Origin of the sequence: Agrobacterium sp. S7/73 (assembly GCF_019355535.1) — a bacterium.
Taxonomy (GTDB): domain Bacteria; phylum Pseudomonadota; class Alphaproteobacteria; order Rhizobiales; family Rhizobiaceae; genus Agrobacterium; species Agrobacterium tumefaciens.
In genome coordinates this window covers 293,926-309,245 of sequence record NZ_CP072138.1, presented here as the reverse complement: position 1 = coordinate 309,245, position 15,320 = coordinate 293,926, and the positions used below count along the sequence as shown (strand labels likewise).

Here is a 15,320-nt window from a genome sequence, read left to right as displayed (position 1 = left end):
GCCTTGAACGCCTCTGTCCGAGTGATGCACGAGGCCGCCGCCATGAGCGGGACGCCGATCATGAAGCGCCTGCTCAAGGGCATCGAGGACAAAACTTGCATGTGCCGTCCGGCTCACCCGCCAGCCAACGATGCGACGAGCGAAGACGTCGATGACAAAGGCCACGTAGACGAAACCCTGCCAGGTGGCGACATAGGTGAAATCCGAAACCCACAACCTGTTTGGCGCAGGGGCTTTGAACTGGCGATTCACCCGGTCGAGCGGGCTCGGGGCCGACTTGTCCGGGAATGTCGTGCGGACCGGCTTTCCCCGAATGATGCCCTGCAGGCTCATTGACCTCATAAGCCTGGCGACACTGCAGCGGGCGACGTCAAAGCCTTCACGCTTCAATTGCCGCCAGACCTTGCGAACGCCATAGACGCGGAAGTTCTGTTCGAAGACACGCCGTATCTCGATCTTCAGGCCGATATCGCTGCGGGCGCGGATCGACAGGCGATCCACGTCCAGACGTTTGGCGACATTCTCGTAGTAGGTTGACGGGGCGATCGGCAGCAGTCTGCAGATCGGCTCGACCCCAAACACACCACGGTGTTCGTCGATGAACGAAATCATCGCTTGAAGGGGCGGTCGAGCTCCGCCATGGCGAAATAGGCCGAAGCTTTGCGCAAAATCTCGTTGGCCTGACGAAGCTCGCGGTTCTCCCGCTCGAGAGCCTTCATCTTCTCGGCGACATCGCTCGGCAGGCCTGCTCGTTTGCCGCTGTCGACCTCGGTCTTCTGATGGCCCTATTTTTTTGCCTGCTAGTCGACCGACTTGTGGAAGCCGCATCAAGAACCATCTAGTTTCGAGGCGGGTACAGATAAAACACTCGCTGGAATCAACTGAGATCGCAGCCGCTTACAACCTGGTATCGTCGCCACTTGCCAGTGGACAGCGGTCGCGTTATTCCATCTACGGAATATCGCTTGAAATATTCCACAGATGGAATACATTTGGAGCATCGATGAGTTGGAGCGTTGAATATACCGATGAGTTTGGTGAGTGGTACGCGACGTTGGTCGAAGCCATTCAGGACGATATTGTAAGGGTGGTCGGGCTTCTCGAAGCCAAAGGACCACAACTCCCCTTCCCGTACTCATCCGGCATCGAAGGCTCCAGGCACGAACATATGCGGGAATTGCGGATTCAGAGCGCCGGTGAACCCTACCGGGTATTCTACGCTTTCGATCCGCGTCGCACCGCTATTTTGCTGGTCGGTGGAAATAAAACCGGCGACGACCGCTTTTACGAGATCATGATTCCGGTCGCTGATCGCCTATATGACAATTACCTGATCGAGATCGGGAAGGAAGGGTTGATATGACTGGACATCGCTCGTTTAACGACCTGCGCAAGAGTATGGCGCCTGAACGTCGCGCCCGCAATGATGAAGCAACCAAGGCAATTCTCGAGGAAATGGCGTTGCATGAGCTGCGTCAAGCGCGTGAAAAGACCCAGCAGGATGTAGCACGCGCACTCCACGTGAAGCAGCCAGCTGTAGCAAAGCTGGAGCAGCGTGCCGATATTTATGTCAGCAACCTGCGACGTTACATCGAAGCTCTTGGCGGGACGCTGGAGATCACAGCAAAGTTCCCCGACGCCTCAGTCAGCATCAAGAATTTCAGCGAATTGGCCACCGAAAAATAACATTTTCGCCTTGAAAGGTTTCGAACAGACGGCCAGTCAATTTCATTCATCTATTCATAGAAACGAGGATCCGGCGGGCAGTTTCAGGCATTCATCTGTAAATGCCTCGGGAAGGCCAGACTCTCCTGAAGTGAGGCTTAGGCTGCGGCTAGCATTTCCCTCATTGTCGCGATGACGCGGCCGTGATCGTACGGTTTGCTGAAAAATTTTCCCTCAACCGGTAAAAGCCTGTCGCTCAATTGACGGTGGCCAGAAGCCACGATGATCTTGACCGGAGGCCATCTGTCGCGAACAGCAGCAGCCAGCTTCAGGCCGTCCATGCTGCCCGGCATGTCGATATCGGTGAACATCAATCGGATCTCCGGATGGGCGTTGAGAAGGTCGATGGCCTCGTCGGCATTTGAGGCCTCGATCACAATGAACCCCTCGTCCTCGAGCGACATAACTATATCCAGCCGGACGAGGGACTCGTCCTCAACAACAATCACCGTGGTCCCCTTTTGCGTCATCCTTCACACTCTCTGCAATTGACGCTCGCGCATGTGTCTTTTTTTAATATGTGAACCTGATGAACGCGCAGAAAGACAGATCGATCCAAAGAGAACTGTTTTATCTCTCAAGGTGTTATGGAAGGGCGATTTCAATCCATGATTGACGGATCTCGGAAACTGTTGTCGTGCTATAACGCAAGTCAGCGACCCGCTCACCGACAAACGAAAGCCACCTGGCGCGAAGATAATTTCCGGAACCGTGCCGAATAGTGATCCCAGGGCGGAGCGCACATATCGCGTACCATAACCCTGCCGCGTCGGTTCTTGGACAGACGGTCCCCCGACTTCCGTCCAGCTCAGAGAGAGCTCGGAATTGCAATTTGTGGCAAAAGACCACAGAAGTTCAACGTGCCCATCCGGGTGCGAAAGCGCGCCATATTATATGGCGTTCGTGATCAGCTCGTGCAGGTACAGTGCGATCGTTGTGCCGGCGTCCCGGCTAGGCTGCCGTCGACAGTATCTACACCGGGCTGATGTTGCGGGGAACCGACGAGTGGACCGAGGTTTTCGTCAAAGAGAAGGCGAGCAATTTCGTCACAAGCCTCATGACATCGTTCACATACGATCGGGTCTAAAGCGCTGTAGCGCCCGCGAATAACCTCGGCGGCCTGTTTTCTGTCTGACGAGAATATTGCGCGTGCCAGCGCCATTGTTTTCGGACCAGGAGTGTTGAGGGATGTGGTCCGCGAGCCGAGTGTTCTCCATCCAACCCATGGCCTGAGCGTAATCCAATCCCCGATCCGTCACCCGGACGGTCTGTTGAGCTAACACCATGTAGCAAATGGGATTTACGCTCGAAACTGCCAAAAAATTTGTCGAGAAATGCGTTGACTTGCTGATCGGAAGCTTTCAAATAAATAGCGGGCGAGAGGGCTTTCAATGCACAATCACGGTCCGGCCACCCCCAATCACGGCTCGATGGCTGACATTATTCGCAACCACGACTGGGCAAGCACCAGTCTCGGACCCATGTCGTCGTGGCCGCCGCAATTGAAGTGTGCGGTTGACATTGCCATTCCGTCGGGTGCCCAGATCGTTATGTTTTGCGGTCATGATTTCACTGCCATCTATAATGATGCCTACGCCCCGACCATCGGCGCCAAACACCCGAACGCGCTAGGGAGACCGGCGAAAGAAAACTGGGCCGAGCTTTGGGACGACCTGGAACCGCTTTTGCTGAAAGTTCGAGAAGGTGGCGAGACCGTTGTTGCCAAGGACAGGCCGTTTTATATCGAGCGGCATGGCGTACCGGAGACAGTCTACTTCGACATTTCCTACTCACCCGTTTCTGACGAACAGGGCCAGGTGCTTGCCGTGCTTTGCATCGTCAACGAAACGACGGAACGGGTTGGGTACGAGGCGAAGCTCAAGCGCCTGGCGTCAATCATCGCCTCGTCGGAAGATGCAATTCTCGGAATCGACCTCGCCATGACGGTTACCGATTGGAATAGCGGCGCCGAAAAGCTCTATGGATTTTGCGCCGACGAAATCGTGGGTCGGTCGGTCACCCTTCTCGTTCCAGATGACCGTATCGACGAGGAGGCTCGCATCATCGCCCGCATCAAGGCAGGAGAGCGAGTGGAAACCCATGAGACCGTCCGGCGACATAGCAGCGGACGGCTCCTGGACGTGTCTTTGACTGTTTCACCAATCTATGACGCAGACGGCAGGATCGTCGGGGCTTCAAAGATTGCCCGCGATATCACAGCCCGAAAAGAAGCTGAGCGCGTTCAGGACCTTCTGATCGGCGAACTGAACCATCGTGTCAAGAATATCCTTGCGACGGTCGCCGCGATTGCTCGTCAAACTTTTGCCGGCGTGCCGGACATCGAACCAGCAAGGACAGCCTTTGACGCCCGCTTGCAAAGCCTGGCCAGAGCGCACGACCTGCTGACGAGAGGAAGTTGGGAAGCTGCCAGCCTTCGCGCGGCGGTTACCGAGGCGCTGTCTCCCTATCCGCCCGAACAGTTCGAGTTCAGTGGGCCCGATGTCGACGTCTCGCCCAAGGCCGTTGTCGCCCTAACGCTGATATTGCACGAGCTTGCCACGAATGCCGCAAAATACGGTGCCTTGGCAGTGAGCTCCGGAAAGGTGACAGTGTTATGGGACGTCTCGGCCACAGAGGCGCAACTCACTCTGTCGTGGAAAGAAACCGGGGGGCCACAAGTCCAGCCTCCGAGCCGCAAAGGCTTCGGATCCCGGTTGATCGAAGCCCTGTCATCTGGTCATCTTCGGGGTCACGCCGATCTCAACTATGATGTTTTGGGCGTCCACTGCATGATCGCCGCACCGCTCGACACGGAATGGAGCGACCAAGACCATATTCATTAGCAGATTTGACGCTATGGCACTTGCCCCGTCAGGATCGTCGCAATCGCTTGATGCGCTCGACAAGCTGTTGGGGGTGATAGGGATGATCCAGCGGACCGTCTTCGCAAAGGTCGCCCGCGATCTTGGCCGTTCTCTCGGCCGAGTGTGTCACCACCACCTTGAGATTTGGTCGAATTTCTCTGGCTTTAGCGGAAAGCTGAAACCCGGACTCATCCCGTAAAGCAATGTCTGTCACCAAAATCTCGATACCTTGATGGGACATGGCAGTGATTGCCTCTGCAGCATCAGTCGCTTCAATGACCCTGTATCCACAGTCCCTCAAATATTGGCCGACCGTCGAGCGCTGGAGAGGATCGGCATCGACCAGAAGGATCGTTTCGGATGCTATCGCCTCAGTCATCGATGTTGCCTGCCAGCGGAGATAACGCGCTTACGATGTTCGGAACAGGCTTTTGCAGAAACAGGTCAAACAGATTTCGGTCATCATCGGATGGTCGATACTGTCCTGACATGACGGCAACCTTGATGTGCCGATAGGACTGTTTCACCATCCTTGCCAGGTCGAGGCCCGTGTGGGAACCGGGCATATGAACATCGGTCAGCACCATTTCGAACTGTTGAGCGCGCCAGAACGGCAAGAGCGTCGTCCGCCGTTCCCGTTTCTACGACCTCCCAGCCTTGCTCACGAAGCGTGTCTGCGATGTCCATCCGGATAAGGATTTCATCCTCGGCGATCAACACGCGCCGTCTTGATTCCGAAGCTTGGGGGAGGTTCAAATTGTCTGCTGAAATCACCATCGCCCCTTTTGCGCGCGAATGTGTCGCGATTGGACATACACGCAAGGGTGCGAAATTGTTCCCTTGCCGCTTTATTTGATCATCGCAAAGCAGCGACGTAAGATTTCAGTACCCTAGTGATTACCCGACAAGTGGGTCCCTGAACTGGGAGGCGCGTTTCCTTCGACCGAGGAAGAATGTCACCGAGCCAACGCGAAACATCTTCGGCTCAGCGCCCATCAAGTTCGACAAGGGCTGACTGGACCTCGTCGATCGGGACAGGCTCTGGCGTTCCGGGCAATTGCCGAAGCGCCGGCTCCGAGTCGACCGCATAGAAATCAGATGCCCATGCGGCAAGGATGGTCCGTTTATCATCGATCGACAGAGATGACGCTTTCACAACATCGATCGGCCGTCGAAGCTGCATGCCTCGCATCAGAACCGTCGGCCCCATTGTCACTGCACTGTCGACCACCTGCTGCAACCGGATGTCTCTCACTGAGACCACCTCAATGCACGTGGGGACCGCGGTCGCCCCGCATGTGAGAAGCCGCGATCGCGGGCGTCTCAGGGGCGAGAATCTCATGTTTTTCCGCGAAGGCTGCGAACAGGCCGCGCGCGGTCTCCGCTTCGATCTCGCCGCGAAGCGCCGCCTGGCATGCTTTCATGGCAACGGTGTGTACCGTGTCTCTGAACGAGGCCGGCCACTCGACAAGGTGTCGGTAGGCGTCCATGACACTGTGAACTTCCGCCGGGAAGCCCAGGCCAACAAGAATGGTGACAGGTTTTCTGAACATATCGGGTTTCATTGCTCTCTCCTTTCCAACCCCGAATGTTGACGGGCGCCGTACCAGGGGCACCCTGATTTTGCGGATCATTGTAGATATCAAGCCGCCTTTTGCTCCTCGATCTGCGCTGGAGCGACCGAGGTCAAAACGGGTGTGCTCTGGATCGTGATCTTCCGCGGTTTCAAAGCCTCAGGGATCTCACGGATCAGCTCGATCGACAGGAGCCCGTTGTTCAGATCCGCCCCATTCACGCGGACATGGTCGGCAAGCTCGAAGCGGTGCTCGAACGGACGCCCGGCAATGCCACGATGCAGGTAGCCATCCGTTGGAGTCTCCTGCTTCTTGCCGGTGACAGTCAGCAGATTGGACTGGAAGGTGATGTCGAGATCGTCCTGGGAAAAGCCAGCCACCGCAATGGAAATCCGGTAGCTGTCATTGCCGGTCTTGACGATGTCATAGGGCGGCCAGTCGCTGATCGAGCGCGCGCGCTGGGCGTTTTCCAGAAGATTGAAGACCCGGTCGAAGCCGACGCTGGCCCGGAAGAGAGGTGCGTAGTCGTAAGATGTTGCCATAGCCATATCCTCCTTGAAGCAACATGGGTATAGAAGCGCCGAAAGCGGCCCTTCCAGCGAGGCCAGCCCTTCGTCAGCGGCTGGCGGCATTCGATTTGGTTTTAAGGAATTTCGGATTCAAGAGCCGCGACAGAAAAAATTCACACCCTTTTCGAAGCCGTACCAGTGCTTCAACATTCTATCGCGCGGCAAGGTCAAAGTGGCGTTTTTACCACTCGCTCGCTATTGGCGCCGTGAACGCATGATCTCCAGGTACCGATGAGAAGAGCCCCCATCTACGACATAGCGATCGCCTTTGGCCAGGCGCTTGCATGATTGGTGCGAAGCCTGAGAAGTCCATCCGCCTGGTGCCTCGATTTAATGGATTGACCGACTGAGAATCCGATGAGGGTAGGCAGCTTTGAACTGCGATATCATGGCGCAGGCCTGCTGCAGGACACGCTCGGCCGCCTCCGGATTGTCACGTGCAAGTTCGTCTGCATTGACCCGTATTGCTTCTGCCATGTTCGCAGACATCACGGCAAAGCGTCCTTCGCCATAGACGAGCGCTTCCTGTGAGGCGGTCTCAAGCCACCGGGCGAAATCCACGATGATCTCCTCCCTTTCCGGGACGCTCGCACTCTTGATGATTTTGATGTTCTCTTCCATTCGGGTCTCACTCCATACAGACGTGGTCAAGCGACCGGGCTCGTCAAGCCCCGATCGCCGGGTGAGCTAGGAAGTGGCAAAATCAGATTCAAGCCTCAGTGCAGCTTGAATTCACCATCGACACACCGCCATTCGTTCGGCCCGATCAGCCGCTGATGACTGTAGCGAACCGAATGCAGCGGCCCATCCAGGGACGACTGCCAGAAATCGAGGAATTTGCGCATTTCAGGGAAATCCGGAGCGAGGTCGTAGTCCTGCCAGACATAGGTCTGGAGGACGGTTTCGAAGTCGGGAATGCGATAGAGGATATGCGCTGTGGTAAGGCCATAACCGTTGAGCTGCCGCTCAAGATCCGACGAAAACTGCATGCTTCATCTCCTTTTCATGACAGGCATAAGAATGACGCAGCTCTGCTGCGGCATCAATCATTTTTCAACTTCGAATGCCGTTTATTGTTCCTTTACAGCATGTTAGCAGCCGCCGGACGCGAGTGCTAATTTTTCTGCGGAACCCTCTTGAAATCGGAAAATCTCGAAAATAAATTTTTCGCGCGAAACGCTCAAGGAGGTTTCGCATCCTGCCGGATGCGGCAATCCGATCCGGCCAGGAGAGCTAAGTCACCATTGTTTGTCCATGGAGGAAAACATGTCGTTTAGACCGCTACATGATCGCATTCTCGTCCGCCGGGTCGAATCCGAAGAAAAGACCAAGGGCGGGATTATCATCCCTGATACCGCCAAGGAAAAGCCGCAGGAAGGTGAAGTCATCGCCGTCGGCTCCGGCGCCCGGAACGACGTTGGCCAGGTCCAGGCGCTCGACGTCAAGGCCGGCGATCGCATCCTGTTTGGCAAATGGTCCGGTACCGAGATCAAGATCAACGGCGAAGACCTGCTGATCATGAAGGAAAGTGACGTGATGGGTATCATCGAAGCCCAGGCCGAGCAGAAGCGGGCCGCGTAAGGCCGCGCGTACATCAGTCAAAAAGCTGCCTATTGAAGGAGTGAACAAATGGCTGCGAAAGAAGTCAAATTCAACACCGATGCCCGTGAACGCATGCTGCGTGGGGTCGACGTTCTCGCCAACGCCGTGAAGGTCACGCTTGGCCCCAAGGGCCGCAACGTCGTAATCGACAAGTCGTTCGGCGCGCCGCGCATTACCAAGGACGGTGTGTCGGTTGCCAAGGAAATCGAGCTGGAAGACAAGTTCGAGAACATGGGCGCCCAGATGCTGCGCGAAGTGGCATCGAAGACCAATGACCTTGCCGGCGACGGCACCACCACGGCGACTGTTCTTGCCCAGGCGATCGTCAAAGAAGGTGCCAAGGCTGTTGCCTCCGGCATGAACCCGATGGACCTGAAGCGCGGGATCGACATTGCCGTCGATGCGGTGGTCAAGGAACTGAAGGCCAACGCCCGCAAGATCACCAGCAACTCCGAAATCGCCCAGGTCGGAACCATCTCGGCCAATGGCGACGAGGAGATCGGCAAGTATCTGGCCGAAGCGATGGAAAAGGTCGGCAACGAAGGCGTCATCACTGTCGAGGAAGCCAAGACCGCCGAAACCGAACTCGAAGTCGTCGAAGGCATGCAGTTTGACCGCGGTTATCTAAGCCCCTATTTCGTCACCAACCAGGACAAGATGCGGGTCGAACTCGAAGAGCCGTATATCCTCGTCCATGAGAAAAAGCTCTCCAATCTCCAGGCAATGCTGCCGGTGCTGGAAGCCGTGGTGAAGTCCGGCAAGCCTCTGCTGATAATTGCTGAAGACGTCGAAGGCGAAGCGCTCGCGACCCTCGTCGTCAACAAGCTTCGTGGCGGCCTGAAGATCGCCGCCGTCAAGGCTCCTGGCTTCGGCGACCGCCGCAAGGCCATGCTGGAAGACATCGCCATCCTCACCGGCGGCACGGTGATTTCCGAAGACGTCGGCATCAAGCTCGAAAATGTCACTCTCGAGATGCTTGGTCGCGCCAAGAAGGTAGCGATCGAGAAGGAAAACACCACCATCATCGATGGGGTCGGCTCCAAGGGCGAGATCGATAGCCGCGTCGCGCAAATCCGCGCCCAGATCGAGGAGACCACCTCAGACTACGACCGTGAAAAGCTGCAGGAACGTCTTGCCAAGCTCGCCGGCGGCGTTGCTGTCATCCGTGTCGGCGGATCGACCGAAGTCGAGGTGAAGGAGAAGAAAGATCGCGTCGATGACGCCCTACATGCGACCCGTGCCGCTGTCGAGGAAGGAATCCTGCCGGGCGGCGGTGTTGCCCTGCTGCGCGCGGTGAAGGCCTTGGACGGTCTGCCGACAGCCAACGACGATCAGCGGGTTGGGATCGACATCGTCCGCCGGGCGATCGAGGCGCCCGTTCGCCAGATCGCCGAGAATGCAGGGGCCGAAGGTTCGATCGTCGTCGGCAAGCTGCGCGAAAAGACTGACCTTTCCTTCGGCTGGAACGCCCAGACAGGTGAGTATGGTGATCTCTACGCTCAGGGCGTCATTGACCCGGCCAAGGTGGTGCGAACCGCACTGCAGGACGCTGCCTCGGTCGCCGGCCTGCTGGTCACGACAGAAGCGATGATCGCAGAGAAGCCGAAGAAGGACGCCGCTCCAGCCCTGCCCACCGGCCCGGGCATGGACTTCTAAAAAGACGAGCGCGGCCCGTCCCATCCACCGGGGCGGGCCATTTCTGGAGGATAAAATGACGTCTGGACCGATTTCGAAGGAAAGTGCGCGTCGGTGTGCTGGCGTGGTCAAGGAGGTCGCTCGTGCAAAGGGTCTCGTCAAAGACCCGGCCGCGATCGTTTAAAAGAAGGGCGCCGCCGAGAGCATCTTTCCTGCTTGCCGAGCGGTCACAGGAAGGACGCCATTTAAGCCGCTCCAGCAATCAGACCACCTTCAGCATGGTCTGGACGCCACGATTGAGAGAATTCGCTACAGTGCAGATCGACCAGGCTTTATCGATCAAGGTTTTTGGATCGGACCCATCCAATGTCGTGCATTTCACGGAAAGGACGGCGCTGGTGGCGACAAGAGGCACACCGTCCAGTTCCAGGTTTACCGTCACGGCTATTTCTCCGATCTCGACGCCGAGATCATGGGCAACATATCGAAGGTCGTTACAGTAGCAACCGCCGACCGCCAAAGCGAGTAACTGCCCTCCGTTGAAGCCGAGGCCCGAACCACCGGCCTTGCCTTCCGGCCTATCGACCACGATGGTATGGCCTCCGGCCCAACCAACTGCGGCTTCCGTCCCCACGACATTCCGCAATTCGACGATCGACTGAACCATGCCTTCACTCCCTTCGTATGGTTTCATCGCAGGCTCATGGGGTAAGCGGACCATGTCGAGCAGGATCATCATTGACCGGTGCTGCTGTCGCGACCTTCCTTATCGTCTTGAACCCCAGGAGCTTGAAACCGGTCATATTTCGGGGATACTCTCAGCAATCGTCCACCAACCTTGTTCATCAGGCAATGTTCGAAGCAAACGCTGTACAGCTCAGAGTTTCCATCGATGAGATGGAGCCGGACATCTGGCGCCGTCTTATCCTGCCGGTCCATTGGAACCTGGAGCAACTTCATTTAGGCATTCAGGCCGCATTCAATTGGTGGAACTATCATCTCTATGAGTTCCGAATTGGTGGCCTGCGGTACGGCGAAGTTGAGATACTGACAGAGGATGCGACCGACGACGATCCTCGGGTCTTCGATCGAAGAGAGGTTCGATTGCTGGACTTCGAGCAAGGTTCTGTCTTCAGCTACCACTACGATTTCGGTGATGGCTGGCGGCACACCGTCGCCGTCGAGGAGTTCCTGACGCTCGCTACCTCACCCAGGAACGGGACCTGCGTCGCCGGCGAGAGAGCGCGACCGCCCGAGGATGTTGGTGGGGTTTCAGGATATGAGCGGTTCCTGGAGACCATCGCCGACCGAGAGGATCCTGAATACGCCGAAACCATTCGGTGGTGCGGCGGCTATTTTGATCCGGAATGGTTCAACCTATCGATCGTGGACAAGGATGTTCGCAATGCTCTGCGCTCGAATGCCAAAAGGCGGTTGTATCAACCGAAGCCCAAAGCCTTCCCGATGAAATGAGTTGGCTAAATTCAAGGTGCGCCTTGAAAAGAATCGACCGTTAATCCTGGTACCGCAAAGCTCTCGCCTTCAAAAGTTACCATGTGCACCAGCGGGTGTCTGCTAGTTCAACGACGTTGGGTCCATATTCCGGCGCCTGACTTAGTTCTTGCCGGAGCCCGGTTCGGCCATCTTTGCATGTTGATGGGCCAGCATGCTCGCCGGCGTTACGTTGGCGACTGCGGCTTGCAACTTGTTCTTCCAACCGCTGACAACGTCGCCTTCGCCATCCATCATCGCGTCATAGCCAACCTTGGCAACGTCGGCCGGGTCATCCTTCTTTGCCTGAGCGACGGAAGTGTCCGTCATGTTAGCCCGTTGAAAAAACTCAGTCTCCGTCGGACCCGGCATCAGACAGCTAACCGTAATGCCGCTGTCTTTCAGCTCTTCGCGCAACGCGAAGGAGAAGCTGTTGATGAAAGCCTTGGTACCATTGTAGACGGCCTGATAAGATCCGGGCATGAAGCCGGCAATCGAACCGGTGAGCAGAATGCGGCCTTGACCGCAGCTGCGCATCAAATTTCCGACCTGCTGGACGAGGTAGATGGTGCCGACAATGTTTGTGTCTACGACCTTTCGGGCCTCAGCGAAGTCCTGATCGAGGAAGCCCTTACCAAGCCCCCTGCCGGCGTTGGCCATCAGCAGGTCAACGGAGCGGCCAGATGCCTCGATGTTTTCGAGAAGGCGGTCGACGCCTTCCTCCGTTGACAGGTCGGTCTCGATGGCATCCACCGAAGTGCCGAATTCCCTGAGGCTGGCTGCAGCCTGTTTGAGGCGGGGCTCATCGGCTGCAATGATCAGATCATAGCCATCCTTGGCGGCACATTTGGCTAGTTCGTACCCAATACCCGTCGATGCACCCGTGACGACGGCAAGGCCTTTTCCCGTTTCAATCGCCATGCTGTATCTCCTTACGGTTTGAGAACGACTTTGACGCAGCCGTCCTTCTTTTCGAGGAAGGTCTTGTACAGGTCCGGTCCGTCTTCCAGGCTTCCCGTATGCGTGATGATGAAGGAGGGGTCGATTTCACCGTTCTGAATTCGGTCCATCAGGATCGGCAGATAGTGCTGGACCGGTGTCTGGGCCATTTTGAACGTCAGGCCGCGATTGATCGCCGATCCCATCGGGATCTTGTCCAGGAAACCGCCGTAGACGCCGACGATCGAGACTGTGCCGAAATTTCGGCAGCAATGGATCGCTTGGCGCAGGACGTGCGGGCGGTCCGTGCCCATGAAGGTTGCGACTTTGATGCGGTCGATCCGGGCATCCCAGCTCGCGGATGGATCAGATTCGGTTCCAACGGCATCGATGCAGGCATCAGCCCCGCGGCCATTGGTCAGTTCCATGATCCGATCATAAATATCCTTGTCCATATAATCGAGGGTGATGGCTCCCGACTTTTCAGCAAGCGCCAGCCTCTCTGGAACAGTGTCGATCGCAATAACCCGCTCCGCCCCCAGAATGAATGCGGACTTGATTGCCATCTGGCCAACGGGGCCACAGCCCCAGATAGCGATCGTGTCGCCCGGCTGGATGTTGCAGAAATCGGCGGCCATATAACCTGTCGGGAAAATGTCGGAGAGGAAAAGAACCTGCTCATCGGTCAAGCCGTCCGGCACCTTGATGGGACCGACGTCGGCGTAGGGAACCCTTAGATATTCGGCCTGGCCGCCGCTGAACCCGCCCAAAAGATGAGTATATCCGAGCAGGCCAGCGGGCGAATTGCCCCACATTTTGGTGACCTTTTCCGGTTTTGGATTCGAGCGTTCGCAGCCGGAGAAAAAACCGCGTTTGCAGAAAAAGCACTCGCCGCAGGCGATCGTAAAGGGCACGACCACCCGGTCGCCGACCTTCAGCTTCTTGTTGTCCTTGCCGACTTCGATGACCTCGCCCATGGTTTCGTGACCCATGATGTCACCACTGTGCATGTCGGGCATGACGCCATTGTAGAGATGAAGGTCCGATCCGCAGATCGCGCAGGCCGTGACCTTGATGATGGCATCGCGACCGTCCTCAATCCGGGGGTCGGGGACGCTGTCGCAGCGGATATCATGCTTGCCATGCCAGGTCAGTGCTTTCATCTATTTGCTCCAAGGTCGTGTCTTCTTTGTACGAGCGTCTTGGCTGCAAACGACAGGTCATAAAATTTGTTCCTTGACGATGTGGCCTGTACCGAAGCGCACGGAAGACCACAATTCTCGCAAAAGACCCAACCTGCGGACATGGCGAAGGAACTTTGACGGTCGAGATGTCGTTTTCTTTGCTTCATCGAAGCAAGAGGAGATGTTCCATGCCTCAGGGTGACAAATCCGCATATACCGACAAGCAGAAGCGCAAGGCCGAGCATATCGAGGAAGGCTACGAGGACCGAGGTGTTTCCGAAAAGGAAGCCGAACGCCGAGCCTGGGCCACCGTCAACAAGGAAAGCGGCGGCGGCAAGAAGTCAGGCTCAGGCCGCGGCCAAGCTGAAAACCACGCCTCTTCCGAAAAGGGCGGTCGCAAGGGCGGCGCGGCTGCCGCGTCGCGCACCAAGGAAGAGCGCTCGGCCTCCGCCAAGAAAGCTGCAGCCACGCGCAAGCGCAACGAGCAGCATGCGCATCATTGATGGGACACGGCGTCACGACAGTGGCGCCGTTTCTTCTATGGAGGAACGTTCATGCCGAAGAAGAAATCCAAACAGAAGTGGTCGCAGGATGTCACCGACAACAGCGATGCGATGGACCTGAAAGGCGGCGTCTTCAAACAGCGCAGCGCCAAGAAGATCGCCGACTCACTGAAGGCATCTGCCGAACACAGCGACTGCCGCAAGGCCAGCCCTTTCCAGTCCGCTATGTCGATGCTGACTTTTTATATCAATCGTGCTGGCAAGCAGCGTTCGAAGTCGAGGTTGGCGACGCTCGAAAGGGCCAAGGACGAGTTGCGCAAGGATTTTGGCAAGGATCCGACACACTGATCATCGGGCGGCATCGCCAATAGCCCGGCTACCGCCAAGCGATCCGCCGACAGATGAATCGGCGCATTGCCTGGCGATTCGTTTCAAAACTTATTCTCGAGCTTAGAGGAGACCGATTATGCAAGCAGTCCGTATCCATCGCTTCGGCGGCCCGGAAGTCATGGCAATCGAGGAAATCGATCGGCCAACGCCTGCCGCCGATGAAGTCGTCATCAAGGTGTTTGCTGCAAGCGTCAATCCGGTTGACGCGAAGGCTCGGCCTGCCGACGCAATGCCGCCAAGTCCTTCGCTTGTCCAAACGGCGCGACGAACGCCGGCGGCAGGCGGGCTACCGGCTTTGCGGACCCTGCAACCACCAACTATTCCTCTTCTCCCGGATACTGCGATTGTTGCAGCAAACCGGCGAGGTGTGCAGCGTTTCGCGCAAGCATCGATACCATCGTCTGAACGGCTTCGGGCGTCTCTTTCAGATCGACAAAGTTCGTTGAACCCATCGCCTCGCCGACCCAATAGGCCACCGCGTTCGCTGGGATGGTGAAGCCGACGTCGTTAAGCGCCTGGAACAACTCTGCTGAGACATGATGAGCACCATCCTCGTTTCCGACCACTGCGACGGCCGCGACCTTGCCATAAGAAACCATCCGGTCTTGATCGTCGGTCTTTTCCAGGAAAGCGTCCATCCGTTCGAGCGCCCGCTTGCACACACTTGCAGGCTGACCGAGCCAGATCGGTGTTCCCGTCAGCAAGATATCGGCTTCGAGCACTTTTGCACGGATCGCAGGCCATCCGTCTCCCTCGCCTTCATCCGACGTCACGCCCGGCTTGATGTTGTGGTCAGCCAGCCGGATCGTTTCGGTTTCAACGCCGTACTTCTTGAATTCCTCTC

The 15,320-nt window shown here is 56.9% G+C and carries 19 protein-coding genes, 3 pseudogenes and 1 other annotated feature; of the genes and pseudogenes, 8 read left to right on the top strand and 14 right to left on the bottom strand.

The features are described from left to right. Positions 1-3: 3 nt before the first annotated feature. Positions 4-779 (bottom strand): annotated as a pseudogene (locus tag J5276_RS26025) (IS3 family transposase); the annotation flags it as partial. Continuing rightward, positions 538-654 (bottom strand) — a sequence feature (AL1L pseudoknot). Its footprint overlaps the pseudogene before it by 117 nt. Positions 780-1,003: 224 nt before the next feature. On the opposite strand from J5276_RS26025, the gene J5276_RS26020 reads away from it, so the two are divergent. Continuing rightward, positions 1,004-1,363: a type II toxin-antitoxin system RelE/ParE family toxin gene (locus J5276_RS26020; RefSeq protein WP_112651097.1), complete on the top strand. Its 360-nt coding sequence runs from the start codon at positions 1,004-1,006 to the stop codon at positions 1,361-1,363. Continuing rightward, on the top strand, positions 1,360-1,686 hold the full coding sequence (locus J5276_RS26015) for an XRE family transcriptional regulator (RefSeq protein WP_013637255.1): 327 nt from the start codon (positions 1,360-1,362) through the stop codon (positions 1,684-1,686). The genes J5276_RS26020 and J5276_RS26015 overlap by 4 nt, the downstream gene beginning before the upstream one ends. 137 nt (positions 1,687-1,823) lie before the next feature. Here the strand turns inward: J5276_RS26015 and J5276_RS26010 are convergent, their stop codons facing one another. Both J5276_RS26010 and J5276_RS30840 read right to left on the bottom strand, forming a co-directional pair. Then, entirely contained in the window at positions 1,824-2,195 is a 372-nt protein-coding gene (locus J5276_RS26010; protein ID WP_020808303.1) for a response regulator, read from the bottom strand. A 162-nt stretch (positions 2,196-2,357) separates the two neighbouring features. Further along, positions 2,358-2,672 (bottom strand): annotated as a pseudogene (locus tag J5276_RS30840) (sensor histidine kinase); the annotation flags it as partial. Between the two features lie 444 nt (positions 2,673-3,116). Between J5276_RS30840 and J5276_RS26005 the strand changes: the two are divergent. Beyond that, a complete protein-coding gene (locus tag J5276_RS26005; RefSeq protein WP_112651093.1) occupies positions 3,117-4,568 on the top strand; it encodes a sensor histidine kinase in 1,452 nt (483 codons plus the stop codon). A 28-nt stretch (positions 4,569-4,596) separates the two neighbouring features. On the opposite strand, the gene J5276_RS26000 is transcribed toward J5276_RS26005, so the two are convergent. The 7 genes from J5276_RS26000 to J5276_RS25970 form a co-directional block, all read right to left on the bottom strand. Next, positions 4,597-4,968, bottom strand: a complete 372-nt coding sequence (locus tag J5276_RS26000) for a response regulator (RefSeq protein WP_174066929.1) — start codon at positions 4,966-4,968, stop codon at positions 4,597-4,599. Continuing rightward, the gene (locus J5276_RS30565) at positions 4,961-5,176 is read right to left on the bottom strand and encodes a hypothetical protein (protein ID WP_255610414.1); all 216 of its coding nucleotides are present in this window, start codon (positions 5,174-5,176) and stop codon (positions 4,961-4,963) included. Before J5276_RS30565 ends, J5276_RS26000 begins: the two co-directional genes overlap by 8 nt. A 398-nt stretch (positions 5,177-5,574) precedes the next feature. Further along, the gene (locus J5276_RS25990; RefSeq protein WP_112651127.1) at positions 5,575-5,799 is read right to left on the bottom strand and encodes a hypothetical protein; all 225 of its coding nucleotides are present in this window, start codon (positions 5,797-5,799) and stop codon (positions 5,575-5,577) included. A gap of 55 nt (positions 5,800-5,854) precedes the next feature. Then, positions 5,855-6,154: a DUF982 domain-containing protein gene (locus J5276_RS25985; RefSeq protein ID WP_013637247.1), complete on the bottom strand. Its 300-nt coding sequence runs from the start codon at positions 6,152-6,154 to the stop codon at positions 5,855-5,857. Between the two features lie 77 nt (positions 6,155-6,231). Next, on the bottom strand, positions 6,232-6,705 hold the full coding sequence (locus J5276_RS25980; protein WP_112651089.1) for an Hsp20 family protein: 474 nt from the start codon (positions 6,703-6,705) through the stop codon (positions 6,232-6,234). A gap of 357 nt (positions 6,706-7,062) precedes the next feature. After that, entirely contained in the window at positions 7,063-7,353 is a 291-nt protein-coding gene (locus J5276_RS25975; protein ID WP_020808296.1) for a hypothetical protein, read from the bottom strand. A 95-nt stretch (positions 7,354-7,448) separates the two neighbouring features. After that, on the bottom strand, positions 7,449-7,721 hold the full coding sequence (locus J5276_RS25970; protein ID WP_013637244.1) for an usg protein: 273 nt from the start codon (positions 7,719-7,721) through the stop codon (positions 7,449-7,451). Between the two features lie 277 nt (positions 7,722-7,998). On the opposite strand from J5276_RS25970, the gene groES reads away from it, so the two are divergent. Next, positions 7,999-8,313, top strand: a complete 315-nt coding sequence (gene groES / locus J5276_RS25965; RefSeq protein ID WP_013637243.1) for a co-chaperone GroES — start codon at positions 7,999-8,001, stop codon at positions 8,311-8,313. 48 nt (positions 8,314-8,361) lie between these two features. Further along, entirely contained in the window at positions 8,362-9,990 is a 1,629-nt protein-coding gene (gene groL / locus J5276_RS25960) for a chaperonin GroEL (RefSeq protein WP_112651087.1), read from the top strand. Between the two features lie 241 nt (positions 9,991-10,231). Here groL and J5276_RS25955 read toward each other — a convergent pair whose 3' ends face one another. Continuing rightward, entirely contained in the window at positions 10,232-10,636 is a 405-nt protein-coding gene (locus J5276_RS25955) for an OsmC family protein (RefSeq protein WP_020808292.1), read from the bottom strand. 185 nt (positions 10,637-10,821) lie between these two features. Here J5276_RS25955 and J5276_RS25950 point away from each other — a divergent pair, with 185 nt between their 5' ends. After that, positions 10,822-11,442 (top strand): plasmid pRiA4b ORF-3 family protein, encoded by a 621-nt coding sequence (locus tag J5276_RS25950; RefSeq protein ID WP_174066948.1) that lies wholly within the window; start codon positions 10,822-10,824, stop codon positions 11,440-11,442. 141 nt (positions 11,443-11,583) lie between these two features. Here J5276_RS25950 and J5276_RS25945 read toward each other — a convergent pair whose 3' ends face one another. Then, on the bottom strand, positions 11,584-12,381 hold the full coding sequence (locus J5276_RS25945; RefSeq protein ID WP_112651085.1) for an SDR family oxidoreductase: 798 nt from the start codon (positions 12,379-12,381) through the stop codon (positions 11,584-11,586). An 11-nt stretch (positions 12,382-12,392) separates the two neighbouring features. Then, positions 12,393-13,562: a zinc-dependent alcohol dehydrogenase gene (locus tag J5276_RS25940; protein ID WP_112651083.1), complete on the bottom strand. Its 1,170-nt coding sequence runs from the start codon at positions 13,560-13,562 to the stop codon at positions 12,393-12,395. 209 nt (positions 13,563-13,771) lie between these two features. Here J5276_RS25940 and J5276_RS25935 point away from each other — a divergent pair, with 209 nt between their 5' ends. Then, positions 13,772-14,086 (top strand): plasmid stabilization protein, encoded by a 315-nt coding sequence (locus tag J5276_RS25935; protein ID WP_174066930.1) that lies wholly within the window; start codon positions 13,772-13,774, stop codon positions 14,084-14,086. Between the two features lie 51 nt (positions 14,087-14,137). Beyond that, positions 14,138-14,434, top strand: a complete 297-nt coding sequence (locus J5276_RS25930; protein ID WP_209159901.1) for a DUF3175 domain-containing protein — start codon at positions 14,138-14,140, stop codon at positions 14,432-14,434. A gap of 359 nt (positions 14,435-14,793) precedes the next feature. Here the strand turns inward: J5276_RS25930 and J5276_RS25925 are convergent. Then, a pseudogene (locus J5276_RS25925) lies at positions 14,794-15,297 on the bottom strand (flavodoxin family protein); the annotation flags it as partial. Positions 15,298-15,320: the final 23 nt, after the last annotated feature.

What these genes read in the sequence shown, in the direction of transcription:
- J5276_RS26020 (WP_112651097.1), top strand. Translation starts at nt 1,004, where the DNA reads ATGAGTTGGAGCGTTGAATATACCGATGAGTTTGGTGAGTGGTACGCG.
- J5276_RS26015 (WP_013637255.1), top strand. Translation starts at nt 1,360, where the DNA reads ATGACTGGACATCGCTCGTTTAACGACCTGCGCAAGAGTATGGCGCCT.
- J5276_RS26010 (WP_020808303.1), bottom strand. Translation starts at nt 2,195, where the DNA reads ATGACGCAAAAGGGGACCACGGTGATTGTTGTTGAGGACGAGTCCCTC.
- J5276_RS26005 (WP_112651093.1), top strand. Translation starts at nt 3,117, where the DNA reads ATGCACAATCACGGTCCGGCCACCCCCAATCACGGCTCGATGGCTGAC.
- J5276_RS26000 (WP_174066929.1), bottom strand. Translation starts at nt 4,968, where the DNA reads ATGACTGAGGCGATAGCATCCGAAACGATCCTTCTGGTCGATGCCGAT.
- J5276_RS30565 (WP_255610414.1), bottom strand. Translation starts at nt 5,176, where the DNA reads ATGGTGCTGACCGATGTTCATATGCCCGGTTCCCACACGGGCCTCGAC.
- J5276_RS25990 (WP_112651127.1), bottom strand. Translation starts at nt 5,799, where the DNA reads ATGGGGCCGACGGTTCTGATGCGAGGCATGCAGCTTCGACGGCCGATC.
- J5276_RS25985 (WP_013637247.1), bottom strand. Translation starts at nt 6,154, where the DNA reads ATGAAACCCGATATGTTCAGAAAACCTGTCACCATTCTTGTTGGCCTG.
- J5276_RS25980 (WP_112651089.1), bottom strand. Translation starts at nt 6,705, where the DNA reads ATGGCAACATCTTACGACTACGCACCTCTCTTCCGGGCCAGCGTCGGC.
- J5276_RS25975 (WP_020808296.1), bottom strand. Translation starts at nt 7,353, where the DNA reads ATGGAAGAGAACATCAAAATCATCAAGAGTGCGAGCGTCCCGGAAAGG.
- J5276_RS25970 (WP_013637244.1), bottom strand. Translation starts at nt 7,721, where the DNA reads ATGCAGTTTTCGTCGGATCTTGAGCGGCAGCTCAACGGTTATGGCCTT.
- groES (WP_013637243.1), top strand. Translation starts at nt 7,999, where the DNA reads ATGTCGTTTAGACCGCTACATGATCGCATTCTCGTCCGCCGGGTCGAA.
- groL (WP_112651087.1), top strand. Translation starts at nt 8,362, where the DNA reads ATGGCTGCGAAAGAAGTCAAATTCAACACCGATGCCCGTGAACGCATG.
- J5276_RS25955 (WP_020808292.1), bottom strand. Translation starts at nt 10,636, where the DNA reads ATGGTTCAGTCGATCGTCGAATTGCGGAATGTCGTGGGGACGGAAGCC.
- J5276_RS25950 (WP_174066948.1), top strand. Translation starts at nt 10,822, where the DNA reads ATGTTCGAAGCAAACGCTGTACAGCTCAGAGTTTCCATCGATGAGATG.
- J5276_RS25945 (WP_112651085.1), bottom strand. Translation starts at nt 12,381, where the DNA reads ATGGCGATTGAAACGGGAAAAGGCCTTGCCGTCGTCACGGGTGCATCG.
- J5276_RS25940 (WP_112651083.1), bottom strand. Translation starts at nt 13,562, where the DNA reads ATGAAAGCACTGACCTGGCATGGCAAGCATGATATCCGCTGCGACAGC.
- J5276_RS25935 (WP_174066930.1), top strand. Translation starts at nt 13,772, where the DNA reads ATGCCTCAGGGTGACAAATCCGCATATACCGACAAGCAGAAGCGCAAG.
- J5276_RS25930 (WP_209159901.1), top strand. Translation starts at nt 14,138, where the DNA reads ATGCCGAAGAAGAAATCCAAACAGAAGTGGTCGCAGGATGTCACCGAC.